25 protein-coding genes are annotated in these 20,390 nt (G+C 51.0%); all 25 read left to right on the top strand.

Annotated features, from left to right (window positions below; translation table 11 throughout):
* Window positions 1–7: 7 nt before the first annotated feature.
* Window positions 8–1,024 (top strand): flagellar motor switch protein FliG, encoded by a 1,017-nt coding sequence (fliG, locus tag AY633_RS13445; RefSeq protein ID WP_068459845.1) that lies wholly within the window; start codon window positions 8–10, stop codon window positions 1,022–1,024.
* A complete protein-coding gene (locus AY633_RS13440; protein WP_068488798.1) occupies window positions 1,017–1,805 on the top strand; it encodes a FliH/SctL family protein in 789 nt (262 codons plus the stop codon). The genes fliG and AY633_RS13440 overlap by 8 nt, the downstream gene beginning before the upstream one ends.
* A complete protein-coding gene (gene fliI / locus AY633_RS13435; protein WP_068488797.1) occupies window positions 1,786–3,111 on the top strand; it encodes a flagellar protein export ATPase FliI in 1,326 nt (441 codons plus the stop codon). Before AY633_RS13440 ends, fliI begins: the two co-directional genes overlap by 20 nt.
* Window positions 3,108–3,569 (top strand): flagellar export protein FliJ, encoded by a 462-nt coding sequence (gene fliJ / locus AY633_RS13430; RefSeq protein WP_068459851.1) that lies wholly within the window; start codon window positions 3,108–3,110, stop codon window positions 3,567–3,569. Before fliI ends, fliJ begins: the two co-directional genes overlap by 4 nt.
* Window positions 3,566–4,837, top strand: coding sequence for a flagellar hook-length control protein FliK (locus AY633_RS13425; protein WP_068488796.1), 1,272 nt, complete (start codon window positions 3,566–3,568; stop codon window positions 4,835–4,837). Before fliJ ends, AY633_RS13425 begins: the two co-directional genes overlap by 4 nt.
* A gap of 18 nt (window positions 4,838–4,855) precedes the next feature.
* Window positions 4,856–5,320 carry a flagellar hook capping FlgD N-terminal domain-containing protein gene (locus tag AY633_RS13420; protein ID WP_068488795.1) on the top strand — a complete coding sequence of 155 codons (465 nt, stop codon included), beginning with the start codon at window positions 4,856–4,858 and terminating at the stop codon, window positions 5,318–5,320.
* A 31-nt stretch (window positions 5,321–5,351) separates the two neighbouring features.
* Window positions 5,352–6,113, top strand: a complete 762-nt coding sequence (flgF, locus tag AY633_RS13415; protein WP_068488794.1) for a flagellar basal-body rod protein FlgF — start codon at window positions 5,352–5,354, stop codon at window positions 6,111–6,113.
* Window positions 6,114–6,141: 28 nt separating this feature from the next.
* On the top strand, window positions 6,142–6,357 hold the full coding sequence (locus AY633_RS13410; protein WP_068459858.1) for a flagellar FlbD family protein: 216 nt from the start codon (window positions 6,142–6,144) through the stop codon (window positions 6,355–6,357).
* Window positions 6,358–6,368: 11 nt separating this feature from the next.
* Window positions 6,369–7,313 (top strand): flagellar motor switch protein FliM, encoded by a 945-nt coding sequence (fliM, locus tag AY633_RS13405; protein ID WP_068488793.1) that lies wholly within the window; start codon window positions 6,369–6,371, stop codon window positions 7,311–7,313.
* Window positions 7,303–8,352, top strand: a complete 1,050-nt coding sequence (gene fliN / locus AY633_RS13400) for a flagellar motor switch protein FliN (protein WP_068488792.1) — start codon at window positions 7,303–7,305, stop codon at window positions 8,350–8,352. Before fliM ends, fliN begins: the two co-directional genes overlap by 11 nt.
* A gap of 16 nt (window positions 8,353–8,368) precedes the next feature.
* Complete coding sequence (locus AY633_RS13395; RefSeq protein ID WP_068488791.1) at window positions 8,369–8,980, top strand: flagellar biosynthetic protein FliO; 612 nt, start codon at window positions 8,369–8,371, stop codon at window positions 8,978–8,980.
* On the top strand, window positions 8,977–9,660 hold the full coding sequence (gene fliP, locus AY633_RS13390) for a flagellar type III secretion system pore protein FliP (protein WP_068459866.1): 684 nt from the start codon (window positions 8,977–8,979) through the stop codon (window positions 9,658–9,660). Before AY633_RS13395 ends, fliP begins: the two co-directional genes overlap by 4 nt.
* Before the next feature lie 17 nt (window positions 9,661–9,677).
* Window positions 9,678–9,947, top strand: a complete 270-nt coding sequence (gene fliQ, locus AY633_RS13385) for a flagellar biosynthesis protein FliQ (protein ID WP_068459868.1) — start codon at window positions 9,678–9,680, stop codon at window positions 9,945–9,947.
* Window positions 9,948–9,956: 9 nt separating this feature from the next.
* A complete protein-coding gene (fliR, locus tag AY633_RS13380; protein WP_390176120.1) occupies window positions 9,957–10,733 on the top strand; it encodes a flagellar biosynthetic protein FliR in 777 nt (258 codons plus the stop codon).
* A gap of 1 nt (window position 10,734) precedes the next feature.
* The gene (gene flhB / locus AY633_RS13375) at window positions 10,735–11,820 is read left to right on the top strand and encodes a flagellar biosynthesis protein FlhB (protein ID WP_068488789.1); all 1,086 of its coding nucleotides are present in this window, start codon (window positions 10,735–10,737) and stop codon (window positions 11,818–11,820) included.
* 241 nt (window positions 11,821–12,061) lie between these two features.
* On the top strand, window positions 12,062–14,101 hold the full coding sequence (gene flhA, locus AY633_RS13370; protein ID WP_068488788.1) for a flagellar biosynthesis protein FlhA: 2,040 nt from the start codon (window positions 12,062–12,064) through the stop codon (window positions 14,099–14,101).
* Entirely contained in the window at window positions 14,098–15,198 is a 1,101-nt protein-coding gene (gene flhF, locus AY633_RS13365) for a flagellar biosynthesis protein FlhF (protein ID WP_068488787.1), read from the top strand. The genes flhA and flhF overlap by 4 nt, the downstream gene beginning before the upstream one ends.
* Window positions 15,191–16,048 (top strand): MinD/ParA family protein, encoded by an 858-nt coding sequence (locus AY633_RS13360; RefSeq protein ID WP_068488786.1) that lies wholly within the window; start codon window positions 15,191–15,193, stop codon window positions 16,046–16,048. The genes flhF and AY633_RS13360 overlap by 8 nt, the downstream gene beginning before the upstream one ends.
* Window positions 16,049–16,075: 27 nt before the next feature.
* Window positions 16,076–16,834 carry a FliA/WhiG family RNA polymerase sigma factor gene (locus AY633_RS13355; protein ID WP_068488785.1) on the top strand — a complete coding sequence of 253 codons (759 nt, stop codon included), beginning with the start codon at window positions 16,076–16,078 and terminating at the stop codon, window positions 16,832–16,834.
* A 21-nt stretch (window positions 16,835–16,855) separates the two neighbouring features.
* Window positions 16,856–17,278, top strand: coding sequence for a hypothetical protein (locus AY633_RS13350; protein WP_068488784.1), 423 nt, complete (start codon window positions 16,856–16,858; stop codon window positions 17,276–17,278).
* Window positions 17,279–17,291: 13 nt separating this feature from the next.
* Complete coding sequence (locus AY633_RS13345; protein WP_068488783.1) at window positions 17,292–17,726, top strand: YaaR family protein; 435 nt, start codon at window positions 17,292–17,294, stop codon at window positions 17,724–17,726.
* Window positions 17,727–17,755: 29 nt separating this feature from the next.
* Window positions 17,756–18,106, top strand: coding sequence for a PilZ domain-containing protein (locus AY633_RS13340; RefSeq protein ID WP_068488782.1), 351 nt, complete (start codon window positions 17,756–17,758; stop codon window positions 18,104–18,106).
* A 356-nt stretch (window positions 18,107–18,462) separates the two neighbouring features.
* Window positions 18,463–19,221 (top strand): hypothetical protein, encoded by a 759-nt coding sequence (locus AY633_RS13330; RefSeq protein WP_068488780.1) that lies wholly within the window; start codon window positions 18,463–18,465, stop codon window positions 19,219–19,221.
* A 21-nt stretch (window positions 19,222–19,242) separates the two neighbouring features.
* Window positions 19,243–19,713, top strand: coding sequence for a GNAT family N-acetyltransferase (locus tag AY633_RS13325; RefSeq protein ID WP_068488779.1), 471 nt, complete (start codon window positions 19,243–19,245; stop codon window positions 19,711–19,713).
* The gene (locus AY633_RS13320) at window positions 19,703–20,332 is read left to right on the top strand and encodes an NUDIX hydrolase (protein WP_068488778.1); all 630 of its coding nucleotides are present in this window, start codon (window positions 19,703–19,705) and stop codon (window positions 20,330–20,332) included. The genes AY633_RS13325 and AY633_RS13320 overlap by 11 nt, the downstream gene beginning before the upstream one ends.
* The last annotated feature ends 58 nt before the right edge of the window (window positions 20,333–20,390 follow it).

The following is a 20,390-nucleotide window of genomic DNA, read 5'->3' as shown; positions in this document are numbered from 1 at the left end:
GAACTGAATGGTAGAACGGATAAAAGAATTGACGGGCATCCAAAAAGTGGCCGTATTGCTTGTGGGCATGGGGCCGGATGTGTCAGTGGAAGTGTTCAAGCGCCTGTCTGAAAAGGAAATCGATCAATTGACGATGGAAATTTCCAATGTGCGCCAATTGAAAAACAGCCAATCGGAACGGGTCATCAACGAATTTTATGAAATGGTGCTGGCTCAGGATTATATGAACGAAGGCGGGCTCAGCTATGCGCGGGAAGTGCTTGAAAAAGCGCTCGGCAAAGAAAAGGCCATCGATACAATTGGCCGGCTGTCGAATCGCCTTCAAGTCAAGCCGTTCAATTTTGCAAGGCGCCTCGACCCAGCACGCATTGTGACGGTGCTGCAAAGCGAACAGCCCCAGACGATCGCGTTGGTGTTGTCGTATTTGGATCCGAAGCAATCTTCTGCGATCCTGTCGCAGCTGCCTGTCGAGCAGCGGGCGGAAGTGGCGAAGCGCATCGCCTTGATGGAAAGCACATCGCCTGATGTCATCCAGCAAGTCGAGCAAGTGCTAGAACGCAAGCTTTCTTCTGTAAACGGCGCACAGGATTATGCGGCAACCGGCGGCGTGGAAGCGATTGTCCGCGTGCTTAACCAAGTGGACCGAAGCACCGAAAAAGCCATCTTGTCTGAACTTGAAACCGGCAGTCCGGACCTTGTCGCTGAAATCAAGAAGCTTATGTTTGTTTTCGAAGACATCGTCAAATTGGACGTCCGTTCGATTCAACGAGTCATTCGCGAGGTGAGCGACTTGGACTTGAGTTTTGCGTTAAAAGCGGCCAGTGATGAAGTAAAAGAAAGCATTTTCCGAAATATGTCGACAAGGCGTTCGGAAATGATCCGTGAAGAAATCGACGTCATGGGGCCTGTCAAATTAAAAGACGTAGAAAATGCCCAGACCGAAATCGTGGCCTTGATCCGCAAACTGGAAGAAGAAGGGGAAATCACCGTCTCACGTGAAGAGGGAGATGAACTGATTGTCTAACATCATCCGCAGCACGGAACAAAGCGGCACGAAAATCATCCAATTGCGCAAAGTGGAGACGCGCAGGCAATTCACCAGCCAAGCGGATGGAGACATCGAGCAATACGGCGTTCGCTTGAAAGATGAGGTTGCGACGCTTGAACAGCAGCTCGACACTTTACGGCAGCAATTGGCCGAAGAGCAACAGCAAGCGCATGCAGAAATGGCCGCTTGGCGGGAAGAACAGCAGCTACTAGCGGCGGCAGAAGCCCAGGAACAAGCACAAGCCGCAGCAACAGAAGGGTTTCAAGAAGGCTTCACGCAAGGACTCGCACAAGCCGAAGCGGATTTTCGCGAACAGCGCGAATTGATGGAAAGCTTGATTGCGGGAGCGTACGAAGAGCAAAAACGCATCATCCGCGAAGCAGAGCCATTCTTGCTGTCGCTCAGCACAGAAATTGCGCGCAAAATCATCCGCAATGAACTCAAACAAGACGATGCCCAGCTTTTGTCGATCATCCAACATGCTCTCCGGCAAGCGGACGATTCAGAAGAAGTGGTAATCCATGTGGCACTCGAAGATTATCCGGCTGTTTTGCCATTTGAAGATGAGCTGAAAAGCTATATCCGGGCAGGCGCCGAGCTAAAATTGATGCCGGTGGCGAACCAAGCGCCTTCAGGCTGTACGATCTACACGAAAAGCGGATCGTACGATGCGACGTTGGATAGCCAATTGAGCGAGATCAAAAAACAATTGCTTCTTTATTGTGAGGAGAAGGCCAATGACGAAGCTGGAAGATAGCGAATACTTAACGCTTCTAGAAGAAATCGAACCGGTGAAAAAACACGGCAAAGTCGTCCAAGTCATCGGCTTGACCATAGAAGCGCAAGGGCCGAACGCCAAGCTTGGCGAGTTGTGCTTATTGTACCCAAGCCGTTTTGACCCGCCGATTGAAGCGGAAGTGGTCGGTTTTAAGGAAAATAAAATCATGCTCATGCCGCTAAGCGACCTCGCGCAAGTGGGACCAGGCTGTCTCGTCGTTGCGACAGGTGTGCCGTTGCAAATTCGCGTCGGCCCGGCGATCCTCGGAAAAATCCTGGACGGCACCGGAAAACCGCTCGATGACAATAAATTGCCAAAAGGCTTGAAGAAATATTCCACGACCAATACGCCGCCGAACCCGCTCAAGCGGCCGCGCATCGATAAGCCTCTAGAAGTCGGCGTCCGCGCGATTGACGGCTTGCTGACAGTCGGGCAAGGCCAGCGCATCGGCGTATTCGCAGGAAGCGGCGTCGGCAAAAGTACGCTCATGGGCATGATCGCCCGCAACACCGAAGCCGACGTTAACGTCATCGCCTTGATCGGCGAGCGGGGCCGGGAAGTGCGAGATTTCATCGAGCGCGATCTCGGGCCAGAGGGCTTGAAAAACTCGGTCGTCGTCGCCGCAACTTCCGACCAGACACCGATGCAGCGCATTAAAGGAGCGCTGACGGCGACGGCGATTGCGGAGTATTTCCGCGACCAGGGCAAAAACGTCATGCTGATGATGGACTCGGTCACTCGTTTTGCCATGGCGCAGCGCGAAGTCGGACTTGCAGTCGGAGAACCGCCGACCAGTAAAGGCTATACGCCAAGTGTTTTTGCCTTGCTGCCGCGCTTGCTCGAACGTTCCGGCACTTCGGCGAAAGGGTCGATCACCGCCTTCTACACAGTGCTGGTCGATGGCGACGATATGAACGAACCGATTGCCGATGCAGTGCGCGGGATTTTGGACGGCCATATCGTGCTGGACCGCAAATTGGCACAAAAAGGCCAATTTCCGGCGATCAATATCATGGCCAGCGTCAGCCGAATCATGAATGAAGTGACGACGCGCGACCACCAGCAGGCAGCGACCGAACTCAAGCGCCTGCTCGCAGCGCATGATTCGGCGGAAGACCTAATCAATATCGGGGCCTATAAGAGTGGGGCCAATAAGGAAATTGACGAAGCGATCCGCGCGTACCCGTTAATCCGGGAATATTTGCAACAGGATATTTACGAGAAGGCCGAATTGACGGAAAGCGTCGACCGGCTCGCACGACAATTTGGAGGTGCTGAAACGTGACACGATTCAATTTCCGATTCCAGAAAATTCTCGAACTGAAAGAAAACGAAACGCAGCTAGCCCAAGTCGAGATGGCGGAAGCGCTGAAAAAAGAGCAGGCCGTCCGCGAGCAAAGCGAAGCCTTGCAAACGAAGATCATGGAAGCTGAAGAAATGAAAAAAGCAAAAGAACAAAAAGGCATTCCGATTTCTGAGCTGCGCATGCTCGAAGGCTATATCTATCAGTTGTATGAGCAGTCGTCTGCGGCAAACCGTGAAGTCGCGGCGCACGAGCGACACGTCTCTCAAAGCCAGGATGCCTTAAAAGCAAAAGCGCGCGAAGAGAAAACCTGGGGCAATTTGAAAGAACAAAATTATGCCGCCCACCAAAAAGAGAACCAAGCGGCAGAGCAGAGCTTTTTCGATGACCTGGCAGGGAGCCGCTACCATCGCCTCGGCAGAACCGGTGATGCCCAGTGAACGCCCTATCTTCTATCTTGATGGGAAGCACCGCTGCTCCTACTGCTGCGAAAGCGGCGAAGGCCGCCGATCCGGCACGGCAATTTGAACAATTGCTGATGGGCTTGTCAGCGGGATCAACAGAACAGCTGGAACTTGAAGCGGCCGCAGAACAATTACCTGAAGAAGAACTGATGGCGCTGTTCGGGCAATTGATGGTTACACCGACAGAGCAATTGACCGAAGAACAGCAAGCCTTGCAATACGCAGTCTTCCAATTGCTCGGCGATGCAAACGGAGAACAGCTACAACTGGCCATTGAAGCTTACAGTGCCGGTGAAGAAATGCAGGCGGAATTGACTGCACTGGTCAAACAATTGAAATCGTTTATGACAGCTGCTAAAGAATTCGCACAGCCCGATGGATTTTCGGGGGTCGCGCTAAAAGAAATGGACCTAACTGATGCGGCACCGGAAGAAACCTTGCGCCCGCTCATCGAACTGGCTGCGCAGTTGACAGAAGAAACGCCTTCTTCAGAAAAAGTGCAAATAGTAAAAGAGCTCATGCCTGTTAAACCAGAAACGCGCCTGCCATTTGCGCAAACGCCCGCTTTCTTGCTTCGTGCCTTAACACAAGAAAGCGCTCCAGTTGATCGCGCGGTGGAGCAGCAAGCGCCTGATGTGCAAGCGATGCCTGCGGAAGAATTGGTTCCAGAAGCTGAGGCCGTTCAACCCGCAGCTCCCGTGAAAACAGAAGGACAAGTACAAGCCGCGGTGCTTCCGGCCGCATTCGCTGAACAAAAACCGGCGGATGTCCAAGTGCGGCAAGTGCCGGTGCAAAAACTTTCGGAAACACTCGCGGAATGGATCAGCTCTCCTGCTCGCCTTGCCGCTGGCGGAAATGAAACGCGCTTACGCATCAATATTTTCCCTGAGCATCTCGGCCATTTAGAGATTTTGGTCAGTACAGCAAGCGGAAAAGTCAGTGCGCAAATCATTGCAAGCCACGGGGCAGCAAAAGAAGCGGTCGAGCTTCAATTAAATCAATTGCGCCTATCGCTGTCTCAACAAGGCGTGGACATCGATCGCTTGGAAGTGCGGGAAGACAGCGGTTCACCGGAATTCCAACAGCGCGAACAGCAGCAACCGCCTTTCTCCAATGCACCTAAACACACTGCTAGCCAAGGCAGCGGAAACGGCGGTGAAGCTGTGTCGGACGATGCCGATATACCGCAACAGCGCGAGCGTGAAACCGCATCAGCCAATGGCCAAGTGGATTATAGCGTTTAAACAAAAGGGAGTGCTTGAATGAATATCGCAGCAACAGGGACAACGACGGCGGCAAATCAACCGGCGGCAACAACAGAAAAAACAAAGCCGGATGCTCTCGGGCAAGACGCTTTCCTGAAAATCCTCATCGCGCAGTTGAAATACCAGGATCCGATGGAACCACAGAAAGATGCAGAGTTTATCGGGCAGATGGCGCAGTTCAGCAGCCTCGAGCAATTGACGCAATTGAATAAGACGATGAGAGGATACGCCGGAGAAGGCGGTAACGCATCACTTGCAGGTTCCGCCCATTTACTCGGGACGGAAATCAGCTGGTCGGCGAATGGCGAAAGCGGCACCGGCATTGTCCAAGCCGTGACGATGAAAAATGGTGAAGTCATGGTCGAGCTGAAAGACGGGGAAACCAAAATCCCGCTATCGGCCATTGAACGGATCGAACAACAAAACGACAATCAAAACGAACAGGCGGCCGAGCAAGCTTAAACTTGCAGCCAGCTGAAAGGGGAAATGACAAATGTTGCGTTCTATGTACTCAGGGGTAGCCGGCATGAAAAACTTCCAGGTGAAATTGGATGTAATCGGGAACAATATTTCCAACGTCAACACGATCGGATTCAAGAAAAGCTCGATCCAGTTTCAGGATTTACTCAGCCAAACGGTCTCAACAAGCGGGGCAAACCCGATGCAGGTCGGTCTTGGCTCTAGCGCCGCTTCTCTCAATATCAACCACAGCCCAGGATCTGCGATTTCGACTGGGGTAGCAACAGATTTGACGATTATGGGCGATGGATTTTTCGTTGTACAATCGCCGGAAGATGCCAACGAACGATACCTGACGCGGGCTGGGAGTTTCACTTTGGACGAAACTGGCTTATTGATAACCGCGCAAGGCTATAACGTACTTGATACAGCAGGAAACCCGATCCAAATCGACCAAGGCAGCAATTTCAGCATCGACCGCCTCGGCAATATCCAGCAAGAAAACGGCCCGACAATACAAATCGGCATGTTTGATATCGACAACCCGGCAAGCCTCGAAAAGGTCGGCGGTTCGATGTATAAACTAGGAAACCAAGAAGCGATCGCAAACGGCGATATTTCAGATGCAGGAACAATCAATTCCCAAATCGGCTCCGGCTTACTCGAAATGTCCAACGTTGACCTTACGGAAGAGTTTACGGAAATGATCATCGCCCAGCGCGGCTTCCAAGCAAATTCACGGACCATCACCACTTCAGATGAATTGCTACAAGAAGTCGTGAACTTGAAACGATGATAATACTGGCTGGGCGGGGTGAAGCTTTATGATTCGCTTAACGAGGCTGAACCGTTCTGAAATCGTCTTGAATGCGGTCTATATCGAACGGATTGAAGCGATGCCGGATACGGTCATTACATTGACGACCGGAAGGAAAGTCCATGTACTGGAGCCGGTGCAAACGGTGATCGGCCAAGTGACGGCCTACTACCGGGACATCAACATCCTTCCGAAATTGCACGACGCACCTATGGAAGAGTAAGGAGAGTCAGCATGGAACCTAATTTTTCAGAAAAGGATGCGGAGGATTTGAGCAACAAGAATATTCATACCTACGATTTCAAGAAAGCTTTGCGGTTTTCACAAGATCAGATCCGGACATTGTCCCGTATCCATGAAAATTTCGCGCGATTATTGACCTCTTACTTTTCGGCGCAGCTGCGCACCTACGTGCAAATCACAACGGAAAAAGTGGAACAAGTCGCGTATACGGATTTTCTTCAGCAAATCGAAAAAAAGTCGATTCTCGGGGTCTTTGAAGCCCAACCATTGACAGGCAGCATGGTGATGAAGTTTTCGCCGGAAGTGGCCTATGTCATGTTCGACCGCCTGCTTGGCGGGCAAGGGAATGTGCTTCAGCGGTCGAGCGATTTGACTGAAATCGAGATCAGTGTCATCAACCGGATCTTCAACCAGTCATTGAGCTGCTTTCAGGAAGCTTGGACCTCTGTAATAGAATTATCGGCAGAATTAAAAGAAGTTGAAGTAAATCCGCAATTTTTACCGATGGCTTCGCCGAACGAAACCGTCATCATCGTCAATTTGGTGGCTAAGATCGGCGACACGGAAGGAATAATCCAATTGTGCTTGCCACATTTGGTGCTTGAGCATGTCTTGCCGAAACTATCGGCCCGCCATTGGCTCGCCAGCCAGAAAAAAGCGATTGAACACGAGGAAGTGGAAGCCTTAGAAAAACGCCTCCACGGAACGAAGATGGACATCGCTGCGGTTCTCGGAGAAGTGACGGTCGACATTAAGGATTTTCTGGATTTGAAAACAGGGGATGTTCTTCGATTGAATGAATCGGTGGATGCGCCGGTCAAACTGTATGTGGACCAAAAGCAGAAATTCCTGGCACAGCCTGGGACTTCGAAAGGCCGGTTAGCGGTCCAAATTACCGGCTTGTGCGGGGAAGGGGAATTTTACGATGAAGGATGAGCGTTTATCGCCAGAAGAAATGGAAGGCTTGTTAAACAAGCCGGAGCATACCGAATCAGCTGAAGCTTTGAGCAGCCATGAACTCGATGTGTTAAAAGAATTATTCTGCACGGCGTTCGGCGGCAAAGCGGTGCTGCAAGATTCGCTGTTTCCGGAAACGTCCGCCATCGAAGGACCCGTTTGGACAGTAAAAAGCAAAGAAGCCTTGTTTTCAGAAATGGAGACGCCGGTCTATATAGCACTTGGAGAGTATACGGGCTTTGTCAAAATGCCCCAGATTGTGACGTTGGACCAAACAGATGCTCACGCGGTGGCATCTCAGTTGACTGGAGAAACAGAAGAAGAAGCCTTGTTCGCTGCGGTTCAAGACATGCTGTCGCGCTTGTTTACTGCTTCAGCGTCTGCTTTATCGATGGTGACTGGCCAAGAGGCGGGTTATTCCTTATCGGGCATGGACATTCTCGAAGCCGGGCAAACGTTTCCGTTCACCCATTTCACGAAAGAACAATGGTTTGCGGAGGCGCTGTTCACGCTGTCTGTCGGCGACCGCCAAAATGTCGCATTCCGCATGTATTTGCCGGCGGGGCCTTGTCGAGAGCTTGTCGAAAAACTGGCAGGCTGCGATGAACATGCAGAAGAAGTAAAGGAGGGACAGGATATGCCATCAAACGATCAACAACCACCGGAAAAAACGCAACAGCCAGAAGGAACAAATGGGCCGAGTGTCCAGTCGGTTCAATTTTCGAGCTTTGACGATATTACCTCTGAACAATCGGCGCCGAACAACCTTGACATGCTGTTAGACATCCCATTGCAAGTGACGGTAGAACTTGGCCGCACGAAGCGAATGGTCAAAGACATCCTTGAAATGTCACAAGGTTCGATTATCGAACTCGATAAACTGGCAGGAGAGCCAGTGGATATTCTCATCAACAATAAATTGATCGCGGTTGGCGAAGTCGTCGTCATCGACGAAAATTTCGGCGTGCGTGTGACAGATATATTAAGTACGGCAGAGCGCATTTCCAAACTGCGTTGATGCAAGGCGAAGGAGTATGGCAAGTGTGAATTACAGACATTGGATTTTATTACTCATAACGCTCGCTGCCCTTTGGCTTGCTGCACCGGTAGCGTCTGCAGAGACGGGAAACGTAGCCGATTGGTTAAAAGAAGACCCGGCAAGCGAAAGTGAGCCGGCTGAGGCGGAAGCGGTGCCGGAGATCGAAGAAAAAAGTTTCGGCTTGATTATCGGCCAATTGATTTTCTATACGCTGCTGATTGTGGGCTTGATCTATGGCCTCATCAAGTTTTTGGCGATGCGCCAAAAAGGCGGGCAGTCGCAGCGGGCGATTCAACTGATGGGCGGTTCGCCACTCGGCCAGAACAAATCGCTGCAACTGGTCAAAGTCGGCGGCCAATTCTATTTGATTGGTGTCGGCAATGAAGTGACACTCATTAAAGAGTTTTTAGAGCCTGAAGAGATTGCGGCGTTAGAGCAAGATCTAGAACAACAACGTCCAGCCTCTGCTTTGTTCGGCAATAACGGCAAAGCAAAAGCGCCTTTTGGAAATTTCGAGCAGTATTTCAACCGCAGTTTGGAGAAGCAAAAAGAGCGGCGCTTGTCTTTTGGCGAGAAACGCGCAGATGACGGGGAGGACCAACGATGATTCCTGACTTGTTATTGGCCATCCCCGGCATCTCACTCGATAATAACGACCCTGGTGATGTTTCGACGACTTTGCAATTATTATTGATGCTCACGGTATTGTCACTCGCCCCGGGCATCTTGATCATGATGACGAGCTTTACGCGAATCATCATCGTCTTGAGCTTCGTGCGGACGGGGCTCGGCACGCAGTCGATGCCGCCTAACCAAGTATTGGTCGGCTTAGCGTTATTTTTAACATTTTTCATCATGGCGCCAGTTGCGACAGAAATTAACGACACGGCCTTGCAGCCATATTTGGATGAAGAGTTGGAACAAGAAGAAGCGCTTGATGCGGCTATCTTACCGATCAAGGAATTCATGGCCCAGCATACGCGTGAAAAAGATTTGGCGTTGTTCTTCAAATACGCCGAACTCGAAAAGCCGGAGGGCATTGAAGGCATTCCGTTGACGTCCTTGGTCCCGGCATTTGCACTTAGCGAATTGAAGACGGCGTTCCAGATCGGCTTCGTCATCTTCATCCCGTTTTTGATCATCGATATGGTCGTCGCATCGACTTTGATGGCGATGGGGATGATGATGTTGCCGCCGGTCATGATTTCCCTGCCTTTTAAAATTTTATTGTTCGTCCTGGTGGATGGATGGTATTTAATCATCGAATCGCTGCTTGTCAGCTTTTAGCGAGAGGAAGAATTTATTTGACGCCGGATATGGTCATCAAACTAGCAGAACAATCCATTTATCTCATCATACTCATTTCAGCTCCGCTTTTGCTTATCGCCTTGGGAGTGGGCTTATTGGTCAGCGTGTTTCAGGCCATGACCCAAATCCAGGAGCAAACTCTAGCATTCATCCCAAAAATACTGGCCGTGTTTTTGTCTCTGGTCATTTTCGGCCCCTGGATGCTGACGATGCTCCTGGATTATACGCGCGATTTGTTCGAGCAGTTGCCGCGGTTCGTCGGATAAGCGGCGATGTTGAATGAGGCTCTCACTCTGCTGCCGTTTTTCCTGCTCGTGCTTATCCGCCTGACTTCTTTTTTCCTCATTGCGCCATTGTTTGCGATGAAGGGCGTGCCCACTCAATTCAAAATCGGCATCGCCGCTTTTCTCGCACTCATTGCGACTGCGGCCTGGTCACCGGAAACCGCGCTGGTGCTCGACGGGGGCTATGCCTTATTGATCTTCAAGGAACTTGCGGTTGGGCTTGCGCTCGGTTTTACGGCTGCGCTTTTGCTGTATGCGGTGCAGATCGCCGGTTCGTTCATTGATTTTCAAATGGGCTTTGCGATTGCCAATGTACTGGATCCGCAAACAGGCGCACAGGTACCAATTATCGGCCAATTCAAATACACACTTGCCTTATTATTCCTATTGACCGTAAACGGCCACCATATGATGCTCGACGGCGTGATGCAAAGCTTGCGTTCCTTGCCGCCAGAAGAGTTTCTGTCGGTCGCTCCTGAAGCCGTTGCGCGTTTTATGACCGACTTGTTTATCGAAATGTTCATTATTGCCTTCCAGATTTCCCTGCCGATCGTCGCGTCTTTGTTTTTGATCGATGTGGCGCTCGGGATCTTAGCGAAAACCGTTCCGCAATTGAACATTTTTGCGGTGGGGCTGCCCTTAAAGATTTTTGTCGGCTTTGTGCTGTTGCTGCTGACGATGACGGTATTCTTCTACTTGCTGCAAATTCTTTTCGACAAAATGATGGTCAGCATGGGCGAATTAATCAGCTTATTGGGAGGCGGATAGGATGACACGCTATCCATTGGACCTGCAATTTTTTGCTGGTGAAAAAACCGAAAAAGCGACACCGCAAAAGCGCCAGGAATCGCGCAAGAAAGGCCAAGTCGCCAAAAGCCAGGAAGTCGCGGCAGCACTCATCATGCTCGGCGGTATCCTGTTGCTGAGCTTTTTAGGAGATTGGATGCTAGACCAGCTGCTCGCTATTTACCGCATCAATTACATCCAATACATTAGCTGGGAAATCACGCCAGACACCATCCGCCTCATGTTCGAGCAATTGGCGATGGATGCGTTCTTGGTGATTGTGCCGATCATGGTCATCGGCGTCGTGTTCGGGTTTCTTGGCAATTATGTGCAAGTCGGACCGCTGTTTACGGCGGAACCTTTAAAAGCAAAGCTCGAACGGCTCGACCCGATCAAAGGCGCGAAACGAATCTTTTCAGTCCGCGCTTTAGTGGAACTCGCCAAGTCTTTGTTAAAAATTGCCATCATCGGGGGTGCCGCATTCGGGGTGCTATGGGCCGGGCAAGAACAAATCTTCTCGCTATCGCGGCAAAACCTGCGCGATTCGCTGAGCCTCGTCGGCGGACTCGTCGTCCAGATGGGCATGATCGCGGCGTTGATCTTGCTGTCGCTATCAACACTCGATTATATGTACCAAAAATACGAGTTCGAAAAAGGCATCCGGATGTCGAAACAAGACATCAAAGATGAATACAAAAAGGCAGAAGGCGACCCCTTGATCAAGCAAAAGATCAAGGAAAAGCAGCGCCAAATGAGCATGAACCGCATGATTCAGGACTTGCCGAACGCTGATGTCGTCATTACCAACCCGACGCATTACGCCATCGCGATCCAGTACGACGCCGAAACGATGGAAGCTCCGAAAATCATCGCCATGGGGAAAGATTTCACGGCGCTCAAGATCAAAGAAAAAGCGAAAGAGCTCGGCATCGTGACAATGGAGAACAAGCCGCTCGCCCGCTCGCTCTATGCGCAAGTATCAATCGGCGACACCGTACCGGAAGAACTATTCCTAGCCGTCGCCGAAGTCCTGGCTTATATCTATGCTTTAAAAGGGAAGCTTTCATAAGTTTTACCAATGTGAGATCGCTGCAGGCGGACGCTTTCCACTTTTTAATCATTACAATAAAAGGATATGGAGCAAAACAGCGCAGACTCCTGGGGGGTCAGTGAAGTGCTGAAATCCATTCGGGCGGCTAGCCCGAATTAGTTCAGCGCGAGCCCCCCGGAAAGCCAGCTGTTTTGCGGAATCTCCCGACTTAACTTCAACATACATAGCTAAACAGCAACACGAAAGAGGAGGAAGCAGTTTGAAATTTAGAGATTATGCGATATTGGTATCGGTGATCATGATTGTCATCATGATGGTTATCCCGCTGCCGCCGCTGTTATTGGATATCTTAATCATGATCAATATCAGCTTGGCGCTGACTATCATCTTAGTGGCCATGAACACGCAAGAGCCATTGCAATTCTCGATTTTTCCGACGCTTCTCTTGCTGACAACCTTGTTCCGTCTCGGCTTGAACGTCTCCACAACGCGTTCGATCTTGACCAATCAAACCGGCGGGCAAGTGATCGAAACATTCGGTTCGTTCGTGGTCGGGGGCAGTGCCATTATCGGGATTTTGGTGTTCTTGATTTTGGTTATCATCCAATTTCTCGTCATCACGAAGGGCTCGGAGCGGGTAGCAGAAGTTGCCGCCCGTTTCACGCTCGATTCGATGCCCGGTAAACAAATGAGCATCGATGCGGATCTAGGTGCCGGGATGATTTCGGACCGCGAAGCGAAAACACGCCGCGAAAAAGTCGGCCAGGAAGCGGACTTTTACGGCGCGATGGACGGGGCCAGTAAATTCGTTAAAGGCGATGCCATCGCGGGCATCATTATCACCATCATCAATATCATTGGCGGCTTGATGATCGGTGTCATCGTCCACGGTTTGCCGATCGCGGAAGCGGCGCAATTGTTCACCTTGCTATCGATCGGTGACGGGCTGGTCAGCCAAATCCCTGCGCTGTTGATTTCAACGGCGATGGGGATTGTCGTCACCCGTGCGGTCTCTGACGGCAACCTGGGCTCCGATGTCACACGCCAATTGTTCGCTTACCCGAAAATGCTTTATGTAGTTGCCGGTACCTTGATGATGCTCGCGATTTTCACGCCGATCAATCCGCTGCTTATTATGCCGGTCGCCGGCGTCATTGCCTTCAGCGCTTTCCGAATGGGAAGGACGCTTAAAGCTGAGGAAGCGGTCGAGAAAGACAGCGACCCGAACGAAAAAGAAGCAGCTGAGTTGAAAAGCCCGGAAAGCGTCACGGACTTGCTTCATGTCGATGCCATTGAGTTTGAATTCGGCTATGGCTTGATTCCCATCGCTGATAAGAACCAAGGCGGCGATTTATTGGACAGGGTCATCATGATTCGCCGCCAATGCGCGATGGAACTGGGCATTGTCGTCCCGGTCATCCGCATTCGCGACAATATCCAATTGCAGCCGAACGAATACGTTATCAAAATCAAAGGCAACCGGGTCGCACGCGGTGATATTATGCTCGATCATTATCTCGCGATGAGCCCTGGGGTCGATGATGAGAATGTTTACGGCATTGAAACGATCGAGCCTGCGTTTGGCATGCCGGCGCTATGGGTCGATGAAGACATGAAAGAAGAAGCGGAGATGGCCGGTTACGCCATCGTCGATCCGCCGTCTGTCGTGTCGACGCATTTGACGGAAATCATTAAACGCCATGCGCACGAACTCGTCGGCCGCCAGGAAGTGAAGTCACTGATTGAAAACATCCGGGATTCTGCTCCGGCTGTCGTCGAAGAATTGATTCCCAATTTGATGAGCATCGGCGAAGTCCAAAAAGTGCTGATGAAATTATTGAAGGAAAAAGTATCGATTCGTAATTTACTGGTCGTTTTGGAAACCTTGGCCGATTACGCGACGCAAACAAAAGACACCGATTTGCTGACGGAATACGTGCGCCAGGCACTAGCTAGACAAATCACGCGCCAATATGCGCCGGATAATGAAGCCTTGAAAGTCATTACCGCAGGAGCGAGCTTGGAGAAGAAATTCGCCGAATCGGTCCACCGCTCCGAGCAAGGCAATTACCTATCGATCGATCCGGAATCGTCCCAGACGATATTCCAGAAAATCACAGAGCAGGCGGGCCAACTTCAGCAAAACGGCGTTCAGCCGATCTTGCTTACGTCCCCTGCCATCCGCATTTATATGCGCCAATTCGTAGAACGGTTCGCCCCGGATCTGCCGGTCTTGTCTTATAACGAATTGGAACCTGAAATCGAAATTCAAAGTGTTGGAGTCGTGAATATCCCATGAGATTAAAAACTTATCGCGTCGCTACAATGCCTGAAGCCATGGTGCTCATCAAAAGAGATTTGGGCGACGATGCCCTCATCTTGAATACGAAAAAAGTGAAAACGGGCGGCTTGTTCGGCTTGTTTCGAAAAGAGCGCCTGGAAGTCACGGCGGCGGTCCAGACAGCAGAAGAAACAGCCCCTCAACCTCAAGCTGCCAAATCACAGCCTGTCGAAGTCCCAAAAACAACCGAACCCAAAAGACCGGACACCGATGTAGTAATGGAAGAGTTGAAAAGCTTGAAACGGCTTATGATGCACGAAGGCCCGGAAGACCGGTTGCCTGAGCCGTTACGCCCGATGCGCCGCCTGCTCGAAAAGCAAGGCGTTGATGAGGCGGTACAGACGGAGTTGCTGTCTGAGCTATTGCAAACTGCCGACACCGCTGAATCGGTGCAAGAGGCGTTCCATGCAGAGTTGGTCCGTTTTATCGAACAGCATCAGCAGGCTGTCCAGAACGACTCGCCTTCGATCGCTTGTTTTATCGGACCAACAGGTGTCGGCAAGACGACAACCATTGCGAAAGTCGCCGCTGAACAATTGCTTGAACACAAGCGAACGGTCGGATTGATCACCGCCGATACATACCGCATTGCCGCCGTAGCGCAATTGAAAACTTACGGCGAGATTCTCGATGTGCCGGTGGAAGTGGTCGAATCCCGCGAACAATTGGCCGGCGCGCTTGAAGCCTTAAAGGCATGCGACGTCATCTTGATCGACACGGCGGGGCGCAATTACCAGCAAGCTGAATATGTCCAAGATCTGCAGAAACTGCTGCCGGATACGCAACACATCCATACAACATTGGTGCTCAGCTTAACAGCGAAATACGAAGATATGGTTCAAATTATTGGAAACTTCGATGCGCTGTCAATTGACGAACTATTGCTGACGAAAAAAGACGAAACGGCTTCTGCCGGCGTCATCCTGAATTTATTGTATCGCTACCGGATTCCGCTTCGCCGCATCGCGACCGGCCAAAACGTGCCGGATGATTTGGTTGCGGCAACGCCAAGCCTGATTGCCGATTATATTGCGGGGGAGCTGCGCCATGCGTGACCAAGCCATTCAGTTAAGGGAAAAGATGACACGCAAAAATGCCAAGCCAATCACGCGCAACACACGTGTCTTGGCTGTGACGAGCGGAAAAGGCGGCGTCGGCAAATCGAATTTCACTTTGAATTTCGCGCTCGCGTTGATCGAACAAGGGAAATCGGTGCTGATCATCGATGTTGATTTGGGCTTTGCCAATATCGACATTCTGTTCGGCCACGTTCCCAAACAAACCATTGCTGGCATGCTCGACAAGCAATTATCGATCCAAGAGCTTATCGAAAAAGGACCGCTCGGCTTGCAGTTGATCGCCGGGGGGCAAGGGTTTTCAGGCTTGCTTGAAATCAGTGCGGATAAAATGAAACACTTCATGGAACAGCTCGGAAGCCTTCAAGGACAAGTGGATTTCGTGCTGCTCGATACAGGAGCGGGCTTGTCGGAAAACAATATGCGCTTTCTGCTCGCAGCCGATGAAGTATTGCTCGTCACGACGCCTGAACCGACCTCGGTCACGGATGCCTATTCGGTCGTCAAGGTGATGCACGCCAAAGATTCAGACTTGGCAATCCGGCTCGTCGTCAATCAATGCACCGATGGCAAAGAAGGACAGCAGACAGCCATGAATTTCACGAAAGTCGCCAGGAATTTCCTGGACAAAGACATCCGGACGCTCGGCATCTTGCCATCGGACTTTCACGTACCGCAAGCGGTGAAAATGCAGCAACCGTTCTTGCTAGCCCATCCGAACAGTGCGGCGAGCAAGGCGTTGCGTATGCTCACCGCAGAGTATCTGGAGATGCCGTCGCCGTTCAAGATTGGGCTTCGAGGATTCGTCATGAAATTATTCTTTAAATAAAGGCATAGCGGAAGAGGGGTGGACAGCTTGGTAAATCAGAAATTGTCGAATGCAGAACTGGCGCAATGGGACAACTGGCAGCAGCATAGGGACCAGGACGCCGGCGATTATTTAGTCGCGAAATACTTGCCCTTGGTGGATTATGTGATTCAACGCTTTCTCATCAGCTTGCCGAAAACCGTCGATAAAGATGAAGTCCGAAGCTACGCCTACGAAGGCTTGCTGGATGCCCTCGATAAATTCAAGCCCGAGAAAGACTGGAAGTTCGAAACCTATGCCGCCTGGCGCATCAAAGGGGCGATCATCGATGGCTTGCGAAAAAGCGACTGGCTGCCGCGCTCGCTGCGGGATAAGGTCAAGAAAATCGAAAAAGCATACGCCGAACTCGAACAGCGTAAAGGCGAGAGCGTCAGCGACCAGGAAGTGAGCGAGCATTTGGGGATGACTCCAGCAGAGTTGAATCGTGCAGTGTCAGAAGCTGCTTTATCGGCGATGCTGTCGATGGACGATGATCAGGCGAACATGGAAGATCGCTTGCCGCGAGCTGTCGCCGGTTCTCCGGAACGAGAGCTGTCTGGGCAATTGACGAAAGACGCTTTGTCGAAAGCCATCGCCAAGCTTCCGGAAAAAGAAAAATTGACGGTTTCCTTATGCTATTTTGAAGAGATGAAGCTGACCGAAATCGCTGAAATTCTCGGGCTCAGCGTTTCGAGAGTGTCGCAATTGCATTCCAAAGCGATGCTCCGGCTGCATGCAGCGATGTTATCGGTCCATGAACATTATTAAGTGAAGGAAAGCAGGGAGCAGATGGTAACGCTATTGATAGTGGTCAGCACTTTATTGGTATTGCTGAACGTCAAATTGATATTATCGAGGAAACTCATGGTCGAGCAGGAGTCCGAACGGCTTGAGGCGGCGATGGCGGAGTTCGTCGCAGCTGTCGAACAGGAAAACGATGCCTTGTACGATAAACTGATGGAGCGCTTGGAACAGGCGGAAGCGAAAATGGCCGGAGGGGGAAAAGCGGATCTCCCGACAGTGCCAGCAGTCCAACCGGAAAGTGCGCTTGATGACGTGGTTGTGCCTGCAGTTGAAAGCAGCCGCCGGGACCAAGTGAGGCAATTGATGAGGCAGGGCTTTTCAGCTGCCCATATCGCGAAACTTTTGGAACTGCCGATCGGCGAAGTGGAAGTCGCCGTGCAATTAGAGAAGAAAAGACAGATTCAGTAGGTGGGGGAGAAAGATGCGCATTGATGCTGCAAGGCCGCGGCCTTCGGAACAACCCAATACGGCCGCTTTAAAACCATCAGGCGGCGGATTTGCACAGGTGATGAAGCAATCCCGCACAGAACTTCGCCGCGATGCGCTGACGCCGTTGTTCACCAATGTGGAGCAAACCGGCAAACGGCTCGCGGAACATAGGACCCTGGAGAATGTGGTGGCGTATAAACAATCCATCAAACAATTTCTCAAGGAATCGCTTCGCCACGGGATGCAACTGACTGACCAAGCTGCCGGAAATTTTGGGGAAGGGACCCCGCCTCATCAGCTCGTGAAAGTCATTGATGAAAAAGTAATTGCGCTGCAAGATCAATTACTGGATAATGAAGTGGAATATATTGGGGTGCTGGATACAATAGGGGAAATAAAAGGTTTGCTGCTGAATCTTTATATGTAAGCAGTATGGGGGAAGGGAGATACGCCGCAATGGAGGATAATCGAAGGGAATTCTTTCGTGTATCGTTTGTTCGGACCATTGATGGGAAATTGGTGGTTCCAGAAGGTGGGGAAGTGCTTATAGACATTTCCAATTTAAGTGCGGGCGGAGTGGTTTTCGACGGCTATTTTGACATCGCGCTTCGCGAAAAAGTGCTGTGTCGCTTTGCGTTGTTGGATGAACCTTTTGAATTAGAAGGGCACATTATCCGCAAGGTAGCGAAAGACTATAGTTTCGAATACGCTGTGGAATTTTTGGCGGGCCAGCGGGCAGTGCCTAAGTTGTTTCAGCAATTGAATACATACCAGATCCGCAAACGCAGAAGTTTGTTGAATGACTAAAAAGAAGGCCTCGGCCTTCTTTTTTTAATAGTATTGAAGAATTCTACAATTCATTAATAATCAAAAGAATCTTCTTTTCTACTATTAGAAATCAATGATCTCTCTAAGTATTTGGAGAAGCGTTCGCTCGACTCCGGTGGATCAGCGAGACGACCGAGACCCCGCAAGACGCAGAGCGGCTGAGGAGGCTTGGGCGCGAGCCCACGGAAAGCGAGCGATAAGCTTCGGAAAATACGACTTTTTAACTTTCTCGATAAGATCGAAAAAGAAGGCTCAGGCCTTCTTTTTTTCATGCAGGAATATAGATGCCCCGAATCGAAAGTAAGGGAAGATGGACGAGGAGAGGGGATTGGGCAATGCGGGCAGGTGAACATCTTCTGAATGTCTGGCAGCGCTTTGACGGGCTGCCGATGGATAATTTGGTGAAGGCCTGGAATTACGAACGGGCTGGATTGAAAAAGCAGCGCAGCGTCGACCAAATGCGGGAGCATCGTGAGGCTTACGGGCTTGGCGGGAATTGCTTTGACCTGGCGCTTTGGCTGCTGGCGGAATTTCGCGAAGCGGGAATCGAGGCCTATCCGGTTGGGTCGGAACTCAGCACGGCAGAAGCGCATGCAGCGGTTGTGGCAATCGACGGGCAGGGCAGGCGCTTTCTGTGTGATTTAGGAGACCAGTGGATTCAGCCGATTTTAGTAGACACGCAAGATGCCTCTTTTTCGGATGCCCCGCAAACAGGATTTTTCCCGGGAGCAGATGTGCAATTATCGGCTGAGCCGGATGGCATAACGATCGTTTATCAGCGGCCGGGCGGGAAGTTGTCGGTACAGAAGTATTCACTCGCTCCGGTTAGCGAAGAAGCATTTTGGCAGGCAGCGGAATATTCACAGCATCAGCTCGGCACAACGCCGCTCATCGAAGTCCGTGTGCCTTACGCAGGAGAAGTGGCGCATTGGGAATTCAATGATTGGCAAAGCGAGCTCAGCACAAGCAAGGGCTTGGTTCAGGAGGAAGCTGCCGCAAGCTTTGACGCATGGGTGGAGCGCATCCAGGGGCGATCAGGGTACGCGCGCGAGATCATCAAAGAAGCACTGTCATTTTACAAAAGCATGGACTGAGCAAGGCAAGGAGGCAAAAATATGAACACCAATTCATTACCGAAAGAAATTCAGACGGAGCGGCTAAAGTTAATCCCCATCACTGAAGAACTGTATCGGAATTTGTATGGCAGTTATGCGATGGATGCACACATTACCCTACATCTGGACGATTTAAAACAAGATCAGCGTCTCCACGGCTGGGGGGCATGGATCGCTTTTGACCAATCCGGCGCACCGATTGGCGATATGGGGTTCAAGGGATGTCCAGACAAAGCCGGAAAAGTGGAGATCGGCTATGGCATAAAAGAACCGTATCAAGGGAACGGCTACGCGACAGAAGGCGTGCAAGGCTTAATCGACTGGGCTTTTGCGTTTCCGGAAGTGCGTGAAGTGACGGCGGAATGCTATGAAGACAACGAGCCTTCGATCCGTGTGCTCGAGAAGCTCGGGTTTGAACGCACCGCCCAATCAAAAGAGCTGGTGTTTTGGAGATTGCGCGATGGCTATTGAGAAAATTGCCTGCGTAACCGAGCAAGGCGCTCTGTCCGGGGTAGCGACTCGGGAAGAAGTCCATCGCCAAGGTTTGTGGCACGAGACCTTTCATTGCTGGATCGTTTCGCGTGAACAAGGGCGCACCTTGATTCATTTGCAGCTAAGGAGCCAAGATAAAGCAGACTTTCCCGGGCTTTTCGACATTACGGCAGCTGGCCATATCGCAGCGCACGAATCGATGCGAGACGGCGTTCGGGAAATTGAAGAAGAGCTTGGCTTGGCGCTGTCATTTGAACAATTGGCGCAGCTAGGTGTCGTGCATGACGAGATCGTCTTGCCTGGATTTACCGACCGCGAGCGCGCTTTTCTTCATTTGTACGAAGGCATGCAGGTTGACCTGGAGGATTACCGCCTGCAACCAGGGGAAGTCTCAGGCATGGTCGCTGTCGAGTTTCTGGCTTTCTTTGAACTGTGCATGAAGCAGACAGAAGCAATCGATGTCCGTGGGTTTATTGAAACGACAGAGGGAAGGCAGCCGTTTCATCAGAAAATCGGCTTGGCCGATTTCGTGCCGCATCAACTCACTTACTGGCAGCAAGTGGCGATCCGTATCCGCCGCAAGTTAATGGATGACTAAAAAAGCGCCTGTATGGAAAAGAGCCGAATTGGCAACTTTTTCATACAGGCGCTTTTTG

The organism is Planococcus maritimus (assembly GCF_001592825.1).
GTDB lineage: Bacteria > Bacillota > Bacilli > Bacillales_A > Planococcaceae > Planococcus > Planococcus maritimus_C.
This window is presented reverse-complemented; position numbering and strand designations above follow the sequence as displayed.